At 40.7% G+C, this 12,202-nt stretch carries 14 protein-coding genes; 5 read left to right on the forward strand and 9 right to left on the reverse strand.

The window, feature by feature from the left end; translation table 11 throughout:
* Positions 1-341: 341 nt before the first annotated feature.
* From LC586_RS14910 to LC586_RS14920, 3 genes are all read right to left on the reverse strand, one after another.
* Entirely contained in the window at positions 342-803 is a 462-nt protein-coding gene (locus tag LC586_RS14910) for a hypothetical protein (RefSeq protein ID WP_229485560.1), read from the reverse strand.
* Between the two features lie 27 nt (positions 804-830).
* Entirely contained in the window at positions 831-2,669 is a 1,839-nt protein-coding gene (locus LC586_RS14915; RefSeq protein WP_229485561.1) for a bifunctional serine/threonine-protein kinase/formylglycine-generating enzyme family protein, read from the reverse strand.
* A 575-nt stretch (positions 2,670-3,244) separates the two neighbouring features.
* Positions 3,245-4,048, reverse strand: coding sequence for an ABC transporter permease (locus LC586_RS14920; RefSeq protein ID WP_309143378.1), 804 nt, complete (start codon positions 4,046-4,048; stop codon positions 3,245-3,247).
* 581 nt (positions 4,049-4,629) lie between these two features.
* On the opposite strand from LC586_RS14920, the gene LC586_RS14925 reads away from it, so the two are divergent.
* On the forward strand, positions 4,630-5,715 hold the full coding sequence (locus LC586_RS14925) for a glycosyltransferase family 4 protein (RefSeq protein ID WP_229485562.1): 1,086 nt from the start codon (positions 4,630-4,632) through the stop codon (positions 5,713-5,715).
* A 77-nt stretch (positions 5,716-5,792) separates the two neighbouring features.
* Here LC586_RS14925 and LC586_RS14930 read toward each other — a convergent pair whose 3' ends face one another.
* On the reverse strand, positions 5,793-5,975 hold the full coding sequence (locus LC586_RS14930; protein ID WP_438822903.1) for a ComEA family DNA-binding protein: 183 nt from the start codon (positions 5,973-5,975) through the stop codon (positions 5,793-5,795).
* A 163-nt stretch (positions 5,976-6,138) separates the two neighbouring features.
* Positions 6,139-7,626, reverse strand: coding sequence for a phospholipase D-like domain-containing protein (locus LC586_RS14935; RefSeq protein WP_229485563.1), 1,488 nt, complete (start codon positions 7,624-7,626; stop codon positions 6,139-6,141).
* Between the two features lie 213 nt (positions 7,627-7,839).
* On the opposite strand from LC586_RS14935, the gene LC586_RS14940 reads away from it, so the two are divergent.
* A complete protein-coding gene (locus LC586_RS14940; protein ID WP_229485587.1) occupies positions 7,840-9,030 on the forward strand; it encodes a cysteine desulfurase family protein in 1,191 nt (396 codons plus the stop codon).
* 291 nt (positions 9,031-9,321) lie between these two features.
* Complete coding sequence (locus tag LC586_RS14945; protein ID WP_229485564.1) at positions 9,322-9,780, forward strand: hypothetical protein; 459 nt, start codon at positions 9,322-9,324, stop codon at positions 9,778-9,780.
* On the opposite strand, the gene LC586_RS14950 is transcribed toward LC586_RS14945, so the two are convergent.
* Together LC586_RS14950 and LC586_RS14955 are read right to left on the reverse strand one after the other, a co-directional pair.
* A complete protein-coding gene (locus LC586_RS14950) occupies positions 9,685-9,951 on the reverse strand; it encodes a helix-turn-helix domain-containing protein (protein ID WP_306423251.1) in 267 nt (88 codons plus the stop codon). The genes LC586_RS14945 and LC586_RS14950 overlap by 96 nt on opposite strands.
* A 190-nt stretch (positions 9,952-10,141) precedes the next feature.
* Positions 10,142-10,438, reverse strand: a complete 297-nt coding sequence (locus LC586_RS14955; RefSeq protein ID WP_229485565.1) for a DUF1294 domain-containing protein — start codon at positions 10,436-10,438, stop codon at positions 10,142-10,144.
* Positions 10,439-10,448: 10 nt separating this feature from the next.
* On the opposite strand from LC586_RS14955, the gene LC586_RS14960 reads away from it, so the two are divergent.
* Positions 10,449-10,646, forward strand: a complete 198-nt coding sequence (locus LC586_RS14960) for a hypothetical protein (protein ID WP_229485566.1) — start codon at positions 10,449-10,451, stop codon at positions 10,644-10,646.
* Positions 10,647-10,668: 22 nt separating this feature from the next.
* Positions 10,669-11,403, forward strand: coding sequence for a DUF1995 family protein (locus LC586_RS14965; RefSeq protein ID WP_229485567.1), 735 nt, complete (start codon positions 10,669-10,671; stop codon positions 11,401-11,403).
* Positions 11,404-11,636: 233 nt separating this feature from the next.
* Here LC586_RS14965 and LC586_RS14970 read toward each other — a convergent pair whose 3' ends face one another.
* On the reverse strand, positions 11,637-11,978 hold the full coding sequence (locus tag LC586_RS14970; RefSeq protein WP_229485568.1) for a type II toxin-antitoxin system VapC family toxin: 342 nt from the start codon (positions 11,976-11,978) through the stop codon (positions 11,637-11,639).
* On the reverse strand, positions 11,978-12,199 hold the full coding sequence (locus tag LC586_RS14975; RefSeq protein WP_229485569.1) for a hypothetical protein: 222 nt from the start codon (positions 12,197-12,199) through the stop codon (positions 11,978-11,980). The genes LC586_RS14970 and LC586_RS14975 overlap by 1 nt, the downstream gene beginning before the upstream one ends.
* Between the last annotated feature and the right edge of the window lie 3 nt (positions 12,200-12,202).

Below are 12,202 nucleotides of genomic sequence, written 5' to 3' on the forward strand. Positions count from 1 at the left end.
TGCTTTCTGATTTTAGTGTTTTCCGTAAGTAAAATCAGCTTTTGCTTTCTCAAAATGCCATTTGATTTACTCAAACCCCAGTTTGCTTTCTGATACCAATTTGAAAAAAGAATGCGACAGATATACACTCTCAAACCCTTATGATATCTAGTTTTCTTCCTAACAGAATTTTGAATGACTTGTGTGTACACCGTAGCCTTTATAAGGAGAGGGGTTGGGGGTGAGGTTGAAAATTGGACTTCATGCAAAGGAGAAGCGCTATAAATGGTGTCTCACAGCTACGTCTCTTTAAGCTTGCAAAAGATATAGTTTGATTTATTCTCGCCGCCTTATTTCTTGTTTCACAGGCTTGTTCTAATCCACCAGCTTATTTTCTCCAAATTAGAATCTATTTCCTGCCAAAAGCTTGCTGATGAGTCTGCTTCTCTTGTTGCTGCGAATATTTTATCTATACTGTCGAAGTTTTTTAGAATCAACTGCTTATCAAGTTTAGGAATATCTAATTTCAGATATTTCAGCCGATTGGGTAACTCTACTTTCTCTTTTGTCGGTAAGTGAGAAATCTGAGCAACTAGTTCTATAATTTTGTCTACTGATGCAATGACTTCTTCAAGACTCGGCTTTTTAGTTTGTAATTGTAAATCTTTTTCTTCAAAAGCTTCTTCTTGATTACCTAACTTTACTATCACTATTTTTACGAAGAAAATATTGTAATCAATCTCACTTACTTCACCCACTTGATTATGATATTTTCCACTTTTATTTATAAGTACTATGTCACCTTTCTCAATTCTGTTTTTCATAATTTCTACAGCCTTTGAACTAAATTGCTAAATAATCTCCTCTACGGAAAATACTACTCTAAAGCCACAAACCCTCAGTCCCCCGTCTGACTCATTCCAGCTACGGCTAGCGCTGCGACACAGTTCTGCGTTGAAACTCCAAGAACCACCGCGTAGCACTCGACGATTAATATCACCGCCAACTTCCCAAGCTGTTCCATCTGAGGGTGCGTCGCTGTAATTGTTGTGCCACGAATCAGCGCACCATTCCCAAACTAGCCCGTGCATATCGTACAATCCAAAGGCGTTGGCAACTTCAAAACTACCGACGTTTGTTGTTTCTTTACGGAATTTGCTTTTTGGTTCGATAGTGCAACTGACTAACTCAGAGGTGATGGTTTCGCCAAAGTGGAAGGATGTTGTAGTTCCAGCCCGACAAGCATATTCCCATTCAGCTTCACTCGGTAAACGATAGTCGCGTCCGGTTTTTTCTGATAGTCTGAGACAGAATTCTACAGCTTCATACCAAGATACATTTTCTACTGGTCTATCTAAACCTTTGAATTTCGACGGATGAGGATTTAAAGCTTGTTTGACTTTGGGTAAAGCTGCTACTACTCTCCACTGTGCTTGAGTTACGGGAAATTTCCCCATAAAAAATGGTTCAACGGTAACTTTATGTCGAGGACGTTCGTCAGCATCTCCTTCACACTCCGGTGAACCCATCATATAAGTACCGCCAGGAATCGATACCATTTCTAATGTGACAGATTTACCCAATTCTTCGGCAAAGAAGTTTGCATTACAACTCATGCGGTTTACTTCTCTACCACCTGTATCTACTGTCACTACGTCAAATTCAAAGGTTTCTAAGGGGGGTAATGGTACTATTACTTTTTGTGGTAGCGGCGGTAATATGGGTTGAGACATCGAAACAATTTTTAGAGCAACAGGTTCAATGTTCGATTTTGCAAATTTCAAATCGTTGAGAACTTCTACTGCTGTTTGATATCTTTCACTTGGTAAATGTTTTAGTAATTTATCTAAAATTTTCCCTAAGTCGTCGCTGATAGTAATGCCTTTTTGTTGTAAATGCTCACGCCACAACCACTTAGCGTTCATGGCATCATAAATAGGGTCATTAACCTGTCCAGAAGCATCCTGCAACGGCAAACATCGAGTTAAAAGACGCACGCAAGTTACACCTAAAGCATACAAATCACTGCTGTGACAAGCAAATCCAGCCATTTGTTCGGTTGGGGCATAACCAAGGGTATAAATTACTGTCGCTTGTCTTCCTAAACTGGTTTGTGTTACCTGTTTAGCACCGCCAAAGTCAATTAATACGGGTTTTTTATCACTTGCGCGGCGGATAATATTTTCTGGTTTGATATCCCGATGAATGACATTATGAGTATGAATAAATTGCAGAACTGGCAATAAATCAGCTAAAAGTTCCCAAATTAGTGATTCACCATAGATTTCTTGCTGAACTTCTTGTAAGAGAGTTTTTCCTTGAATAAATTCTTGTACGAGATACAAGCTAGCACCTTGTTCAAAATAAGCAAGTAATCTGGGAATTTGGGTATGATTTTCTCCCAGTTCATACAACCGAAAAGCCTCTTCTTTAAAAAATTCTGCTGCTTTGGTACGTTGTCCTGTTCCCTGAAACTGGGGGAAAAATTGCTTGATGACGCAAGGCGCGTTTAGTCTGTCTACATCTTCTGTAGCATAGGTTCTGCTAAATCCACCTTCACCTAAAAGTCTCAATACGCGGTAACGGTTTCTTAGAAGTTTGCCAAAGTTGCTTTGTCCGCAACTCACGCAAAATCTATTGCTATCAGAGTTGAATGGATTTGAGCAATTGGGATTTTGGCAGATTTGCATAATGAGGGGGAAATAGCATCTTCTCCAAAGTTATACCAATTCTGTATGAAGATGCGCTAAACCATATTTAAGTACAAGAAAAAAGAAAGAGAAACGAACCGCAAAGGACGCAAAGGACACAAAGAAAGAAAGAAAGAAAGAAAGAAGTTAAGAGGGTTTGGCGCAGCCTCACAAAGAAATGGTATTAGCCCCAATATTATCTAATTGAAAACAGTTATGTAGAGAAGCGAACACGGAAGTTTATTCATGTGTTTATGGCGGTTTTCAGTTGAGTAGGTACTGAACCCCACCCCCAACCCCCTCCCCGCTCTTCGAGAGGGGGCTATGATTACCTCATTTGATTAGGAAAAGCTATAAACTTCTTTCCAAACGAAGGCAGAAAGATGAATAAATCCTATATATTTGTTGATATTGGGACGTTTATAAATATTAGTAAATATCAATACATGGGTACAACAGATGTAGAAAGATTACATTGCAACGTCTCTTTTAATATAGCTTTTCTTTCCGACTCGAAAAAGTTCATAAGGAACCAACTCATGCATAATTTTGATTAGCAATTGGGAGTTTTATTTTCAGCTTTTATTCTCTCCAGAAATGCGAATTAATTCAGCTACAATAGCAGCGATCGCAGATACTGAAATCAACATCACACTCAATGCGTTAATATCAGGCTTGACTCCTGTTCTAATACGGCTAAAAATCTCCATTGGTAGGGTGTTATAACCGCTACCAGCAGTAAAACTGGCAATGAGAAAGTCATCTAAGCTGAGAACAAAGGCCAAGAGACAACCAGCTACAATACCAGGCATTAATTGAGGTAATAATACTTTAATAAAAGCTTGCGTTGGTGTAGCGCCTAAATCTAGTGCTGCTTCTTCTAAGTGAGGATCTAAATTGGTAAGTCGTGAAGCAACCACAAGTCCGACGTAAGCCAGACAAAACACGATATGGGCTGCAACTATTGTCCACAAACTCAAAGGGATTGCAAAGGCTGCTAGACATACTAGGGTTGCTACTGCGATCGCAATATCGGGAATAATCAATGGTAGGTAAGCAACACCTTGATACAATTTCTTACCAGGAAATTCGTAACGTGCCAACCCAACCGCCATCAAGGTTCCCAGTACTGCTGAAATTGCCACGGCACAACTACCAACTATCATACTGTTTTGCAAAGCTGATAAGATGCGATCGTCACTGAATAACTTGCCATACCAATCGAGAGTGAATCCTTGCCAACCTGCACTGTAAGGTGACTGATTGAAGCTATAAAAGCTAAGTACCAGTATGGGCAGGTACATGAACACAAACATCAGCAGTGAGAAAACCGCCTGCCATGAGACACGCGGTTTTTTGAGAGAAGGAGAGATATTCACGTTTATATTTGATTTTTATTGATAGGAACCAAAAATATCATACTTAATGTAATAAGTCAATAGTTTAACTCTGTTCTCTCCCTTTTGCCTCCTGATAAACTTTGCCGCTTCTAATTTTAAAGTACCTACTTTACGACAATGTGTTCTTTGGGTGGCTATGAGTTATCCTTGTAGAGTACGGAAAGCCGCCCAAAAAGTGACTACGCAATTTATTCTTTAAATAAGATTTTAAAATCAGATAATTGACAGGCAATAATAGACTATTTTCGCTGATTATCCATATTTAGCTTCATTTTTTACGATTTTATAAAATTCTTATTTATAAAAAAATCTATATTTAAAATTGTACCAAATCACACATAAGTTAATAAATTAGAATTGATTTACCTCTTTAGGGGTGGGTAATTTCCGTACTAAGATAGACAAAATATATAGAAGTAAAAGCATAATATTTTGAGAGAAGTGTGAAGAAGCTTAGTATCTAAAGTTACTTTTTGATACCAAGTTAATCAATTACAAGCACTACAACAACAGAAAGAAAAAACTTTTTAATTCAAGTTTTATTTGTTAGGAGGTTTGTGATGCGAATAGCTCAAGTAGCGCCATTGTGGGAGAGAGTTCCACCTCCAGCTTATGGTGGTATAGAGTTAGTAGTGGGGTTACTTACTGATGAATTAGTTCGACGTGGACATGAAGTAACTTTATTTGCTTCGGGAGATTCTATTAGTCTGGCAAAACTAGTGTCAGTTCATCCCCGTGCCCTCAGACTCGATCGCACTATTAAAGATTACAGCGTTTACGAAATGCTGAATCTAGCTTCGGTTTATGAACGCGCCGAAGAGTTTGATATTATTCACTCCCATATCGGGTGTGGGGCGCTGTCATACGCGAATCTCGTCACAACCCCTACGGTTCACACGTTGCACGGGATTTTTACCTCTGATAACGAAAAGATGTTTAGTTTTGGTAAAAAACAACCTTACGTTAGTATTTCCGATTCACAACGAGAACCAAGGTTAGGGTTGAACTGTATAGCAACGGTTTACAACGGAATTGATGTCAGCAGTTATAATTTTCACGCCCAACCAGAAGATCCGCCCTACTTAGCCTTTTTGGGCCGCATGTCTCCTGAGAAGGGAGGGCACTTAGCAATAGAAATTGCAAAACAAGCTGGTTGGCGTTTGAAAATGGCAGGTAAGATTGATGCCGTTGATGCGGAATACTTTGAGAAGGAAATCAAACCGCACATTGACGGGAAGCAAATTGAGTATCTAGGTGAAGCTAACCATGCTCAAAAAAATGCCCTTATGGGAGGTGCAGTCGCAACTCTATTCCCCATCACTTGGCGAGAACCCTTTGGATTGGTGATGGTGGAGTCAATGGCTTCGGGTACTCCAGTGATTGCGATGAAATTGGGATCTACTGAGGAGGTAATTTCCCACGGCAAGACGGGTTTCCTGTGCAATGATATTCAAGAATGCATCAGCGCCATTGATCGGGTAATCGAGTTAGACCGCTACGCCTGTCGCCAGTATGTTGAAGACTGTTTCAGCGTTGAGCAAATGACTGATGGCTATGAGGCGGTTTATCAACAAATAATAGCAAAACGATTTTCTCAGAATGGGCATTTCCGCAGTTTGATTAGTTTAGGTAGCGATCGCACTTAAATATCGCATTTGTGTAATCTTACATGTTTTTAACTAAATAGAATAAAAATCATGTAGGGACGCACATCTGTCCGTCCCTACCAAATCAAGCTATCGCTCCATTTTTCTACAGTTCTAGCACTCACTCCTGGAACTCTTTCCAAGTCTTGTAAAGATGTAAATTTTTGCTGTTGACGGCTAAGAATTATCCGTTGTGCTAACTTCTTACCCACACCAGGAAGAGTTGCTAATTCTTCTAGATTTGCAGTGTTAATATTTATTTGTTTAACTAGTTCCGTGGGTTTAAGTCCCCCGGTTCAATAAAAATTTTGTTTTGTGTTGGGGTTAAATCCCCATTACAAAACAAAATTTACGAATTACGTTAGCGACGTGCAAAGCGATAGCGCAGCGTAAAGCCTTCGGCATAGCAACGCTATGAGCGAGTCATCGAGCGTCGGAACGAGCGTCATTACGAATTACGAATTCTTTAATTGCTTGTAGTTCACTTGATGAAGAAGTTTTTATCTGTGGACACCGTGTTTTTTCTACTTTAATTTTCTCTTGAATTCTTGGCGGTAAGCCGGGTTTAACTTTGGCATAAAGACGAGCAAATTCTCGCACGTAATGGGCAGCAACTATGGGACTTTGAATCACTACAAGCGTTTCATCGTTACCATTATTGGCAGCATCTGACCAATTATGAGAACCTGTAATTACTGTTTGACCATCAATAATACCAAATTTATGATGCAACAAATCGCCTTTGGGTAACACAGGTACGCCTACGCTTGTAATTGGATTTTGCCAAGGATGGTTATCAAGTTCATATTTACATTTGTTACTAAGAGCAACCCCCATCATATCCAATGCTTCGCTATAAGGACGATAGGCAAATTGTGGTTCAATTAAAGCGCGAATTTGCACACTTTGTTGATGGCGATTTTCTAAGATATTGGCAAGACGCTGATCAGAAAAGACAAATAACGCCATATCAACAAATTTGGTTGCTGAATCTAAAGTTTTGCCAATTAAACCATTACTACTGTTACTCCAGGGTTGAGTTGGGGAAGTAGGCGAAAACTGCACAGTAATTTTGGTATTCCCTAAAGTTATTTGTTTAGGTAAACGCATCGGTTTTTGCAAACCAAATTGACTATCCGGCTTACCTCCTGGGCCATCTCCCCACATAATGTTAAACTCTTCTGTAAATAAAGATGCTAATTCTGGGCTGTCAATCTGCAATAAGTTATTGGCATTGCCTAAACTGCTAGAATTTGTGAAATCACCATAAGTATCGCTTAAAGTAAAATTGGCTGAAGTAATAATTACAATGCGATTATCCACAATCACAAATTTGTGGTGCATCAAACTGCTACCGACCGAACCATCTGCTTGATCATCTATCCAAGGAATTTTGGCATTTTGCAAAATTATCAAAGCATCTCTTTGATTAATTTCCCCTGGAGTAAGTTGATTATCTTGGTTAATATCGATAAATTTGCGAAATTCGTTGTAACGTTCCTGTTCCCTTTTATCTAACTTACCTACTTCAGCAGATGTTAAGCTGCTCCAAGGTCGGCTATAGATATTTTCTAAAATTATCCTGACTTTTACCCCAGCTTTTTGTCTATCAGCCAGTGCTTGGGCAACTTTGGGTAAACGTAATTCTTGCACCGCCACATCTACTGTAGACTTAGCTTGTGTAATAACATTGACAATCTGTTTTTCTAAATCATCCCCAAGGCGAGTTTGCTGACGGTAAGATTCTTTGTATTCTGAAGACTCAGAATGGTTAAAGTAAACTTGAATTAACGGATCTTGTGGTAAAGGTTGTAGACGCTGATTGAAAGACAGGACTCGTTGACAAGCAGCAAGGGGAAATATCAGTAAAAAGATATATAAAAAATATCTTTGTCTAGAGATAAGTTGCACTGTAATCTGTTAAAAGTGGATTGGGAGTGGACATGTTTATCATTCCCAAAATTTTGTCTTCTGAATTAAGTAGAAAAATAACTTTCCAAGTAAAGGGAAAAATCCACTGTTAGAGGCATTACAGAGATTTTTCAGGATTTGTCCACTCAAACTGTATATGCTGACAAGATCAGCAGCCTACTACCAACGTGTGTTCTCACCATTATCGGTTATATGCAAATTTATCTAGATTACAGCGCCACTACTCCGACTCGAAAAGAAGCGATCGCAGTTATGCAAACAGTCCTCACTCAACAGTGGGGCAATCCTTCCAGCTTACATGAGTGGGGACAACGCGCTGCAACGGTTGTGGAACAAGCACGAGTCCAAGTTGCTGGATTAATTAACGCTGTCGATCCAGCATCAATAATCTTTACATCTGGTGGTACCGAAGCAAATAATCTGACGATTATGGGGGTGGCTCGGTTGTATGCTGTTCCTCAACATATTATTATCTCCAGCGTGGAGCATTCCGCAATTTCTGAAACGGTAAGGTTGCTAGAAATGTGGGGTTGGGAAGTTACACGCTTGTCTGTAGATGTTAAAGGTAGAGTTAATCCCTTGGATTTAAAGGCGGCGTTGCGACATAACACAGTTTTAGTTTCTATAATTTACGGTCAAAGTGAAGTTGGAACTGTGCAACCGATCGCAGAACTGGGTAAGATTGTGCGATGCCTGCGGCGGGCGGAGCCATCGCATGGTGCTTTGTTCCATACAGATGCGGTGCAAGCTGCGGGACGCTTACCCATAGATGTGCAACAACTCCCAGTAGACTTACTTAGCCTTTCCAGTCATAAAATATATGGCCCCCAAGGTGTAGGGGCGCTATATGTGCGTCCTGGTGTGGAATTGATGCCCTTACTGGGTGGTGGTGGGCAAGAAATGGGACTGCGTTCTGGTACGCAAGCAGTACCGATAATTGCGGGTTTTGGTGTAGCAGCAGAATTAGCAGCCGAAGAATTGGCTACAGAAACACCACGGTTAATTGAGTTACGCGATCGCGCCTTTGCCCAATTAGCTGAAATTCCTGGTTTAATTGCTACAGGGGATGGTTGCGATCGTTTACCTCACCATATCAGTATGTGCTTAGAATACGCCGATGGGGAAAAACTTAGTGGTAAAACCTTGGTACGACAGCTAAACCTTGCTGGCATTGGCATCAGTGCTGGTGCTGCCTGTCACAGTGGTAAACTTAGCCCTAGTCCGATATTGTTAGCGATGGGTTATTCAGAAAAAGCTGCTTTGGGGGGAATTCGCATCACATTGGGGCGTGATACCACTGAAGCTGATGTGGATTGGACAGTGATGGTGTTGAAGCAGGTTTTGCAAAGGCTGACACCGGATTTATCTTTAGTTAAGCGTTAAATCAAATATCATAAATTACGTACTGCGGAATCGAAAATATTGCCTATTGAGCGTGTTTCTGGTTAATTTTAGTGTTTTAGGACTTACGCAAAATATCTCTCAAACTTTGGTTTCTCCATGTCGCGCCAGTTACTTCTCCCAAGGGAACCTGCCCAACGCACTGGTTTTTCTGTGCCTCTGCGGTTCGTTATTCCGTAACTCTTACGTAAGTCCTATGTTATCGCTATGTCAATATCCCAAAATAGGATAAAATCAGGTGTACTCAAGTTTGAGAGCCACGTAAAGCAATAAATGAGTCTATCTAACCCAGAACCGAGTTCACCCAAGACTTTAAAACGCAAGCCTACCAGCACAGTTGGTCGGGGAAAAGTAGTCAACCTCAACACCAACTTAAATTTTTCTGCATGGAATGATGAAAGCGTTGCTCTATATCTGGGTGATAGTCTCGAACATTACAACAATTGGGAGCAGCCTACAGTCATCGTTTCAGATGGAGCTTACGGTGTTCTTGGTTTTGAAGGAGATACTTCAGATCATATTGATTTACCTAATTGGTATGAACCTCATATTGAAGCATGGTCAAAAGCAGCCATACCATGCACAACACTCTGGTTTTGGAATTCAGAAATTGGCTGGGCTGTTGTGCATCCAGTTTTAGAAAAGTACGGTTGGCGTTATGTTAATTGTAATATTTGGAACAAAGGAAAAGGTCATATCGCAAGGATCTACCCCGATTATGCGAGTAATTAACAGAAACTCAATTACATCTAACCGCCGTTCACCGTTTTCATATTTGGCTACAAAAGATTGTGGCTTATTCAAGGATTTAGCAAGCGTCTGTTGAGTGAGTTTTGCTTCCTTACGAGCCGCAATCATACAGCGACAGAATATTTCATAGTCCTGGCTGAAAACAAATTTCATTGTGCCTTGGCTTTAGCACTATATATACATTGAACACAATAAACCCATTTTCGGATAATCCCAAAGTAGGATATTTGGATATATCCTAGCTGCAATGTGAGTGTGTCTTCTATGCGATCGCACTTCTTCAATAAATGGGCAAGCAGTCAGGGAATCTCGACTGAACAGTTTGTTTTGCAAGGGTTTTCTCCTATCCTTTAAAAACACTGCTGAGAAATAAACCCACCAGTTGTTTCCCAAAGAAAAGCCAATTCAACCAAAATGTAATGTGAATAGCTACTATTACCCAAAATACAACTTGGTATGAAACCTTGCTACTTTTGTGGCGTAATCTTCGTTGGGCGATGAATCCCCCCAACCATCCACCCATAAATTCACATAAATGTAATCTCTTTTCTGATATTCTCCAACGCCCCTGCTTTGCACAAGATTTATCATCCGCATACTGTGCAAAGGTAATAAAACTCATTACAGGATAGAGAATCAAAGGGATTGGGTTGAAAGTCGTAAATGCAAAGTGTATTGCTCCCAAAGTCGGTAATGCGATGTCTACGACGGGCTATGACGCTCGAATACTCGCTAACGCAACGCTTACGGCGTCGCAAAACCCAACGCCCATTGAGCCTTTATATCCTGCGGCTGATCGTCATCGCCTGCCTACTCAATCAGAGCTAATACTGGAACAATGGGAGTAATGCTAAACCCACATAATAAACTATGAGTGAACTTCCCAATAGTCTTGAAGATGCGATCGCCCAATCTCGTGTAGCCGTCCAAGCTGCCCTTGCAGATGGCTGTACTCGCATACAAGTTGAGTTCCTATTCCCAGAACTCAAGTTTATGCCGGTGGCGGCACAATTTCTGCCACTGTTTACAGAATATGATTCCCGTTTGAAGATTTTCTTTGCTGACGCTGGTGCTGCGGCTTTAGCCCGCCGCGATTGGGCTGATGCACCATTTCAAATTTTGGATATTGGTACGGGAAGGGCTGCTTCTTTGCAGACAAAAATTCAGCCAGAGGATGAAATTTTCTTATTCATCGCCCCCACTTCGGTAGAAGTACCGCAGTTAGAAAAGCTATGTCAAGAAATAGCCAATCGCCCTTTAGTCTTCTTAAATCCCCGCCTAGAAGATGCTGGAACTGTGGGCATCGGTTATACAGCTAGAAAAATCCGCGATCGTTTTATCAGTACCATTGAATCTGCCTATTACCTCCGCCCTATAGATGATGAAACTGCCCTATATCGCTGCTACCCAGGACAGTGGGAAGTTTGGCTGGAAACCGACGGCGAATATCAAAGAATTGCCGAATTACCCAAAAAGCCATCGGGTGACGAGTTGGATCTCATCCTTTTAAAAGGACAACCGCAAACAACAACAGATGCGACACCTGCGAAAAAGCCCAGTGTATTTAAGAGTTTGCAACGGTTCTTAAAGGCCTTGAGTAGTTAGGATAATGCAGAGGTAGCAGAGGTAAATTTTATTATCTGCTGCCTCCTTTGCTCTACACCAGACAGACAAAGACTTTGTAAATCGAAGCAACTACTAACTGTTCTTAATTCTAAAGTTATGAAGGGATAGCAGTAAATTGAGGGGTATTTCTGCGGATTTATTCACTAGCTAATATCCTATCTAATTCTTTAGGTGACATCACTGGAATCAGAGCATCTACAAAACCAGACACATCACGAGTTATAACTGCATCTACCCCCATGTGCTATTCCACAGGCATACTGCACCGCATCCTCAAAATCTCGGAAATTTAATGCGATCGCCTGTTCTAAGATAGTGCGCTCAACGGGACAAATGTGTATGTCTGTTAAAACTTGAATGATTGCGTCTTCAGCCACCTTCACACCTGCGGCTCTGCGAACAATATAATATATATTAGTGATTGTTGTTGCTGCAATAAATCCTTGAACCTCACCAGCATCAATCCTCTGAAACAGTCTTGCTGCATCCTCCACAAAAGGTTCACGCTCTTGCAGAAAATCAAGAACGACATTAGTATCTATCAAAACTCGCATTACTGGTATTTCTCAGTAAGATAGCTAATATATTCTGCTCCAATATCTTCATTACCTGACGCACCTGAACCTTTTGCAATCCCTCGCAATCGGGACAAGTTCCCTTTATTTTGCAATGGGCGGGTTTCCTGCTGTAAAGATTCCAGCAAGGTTTGGACTAATTGCCAGCGTTCACTAGTCGATAATTGTAGCGCCTGTTTTTGCAAGTTCTGTAATGTCATTAG

It is taken from the genome of Nostoc favosum CHAB5714, from assembly GCF_020829495.1.
Lineage (GTDB): Bacteria > Cyanobacteriota > Cyanobacteriia > Cyanobacteriales > Nostocaceae > Nostoc > Nostoc favosum.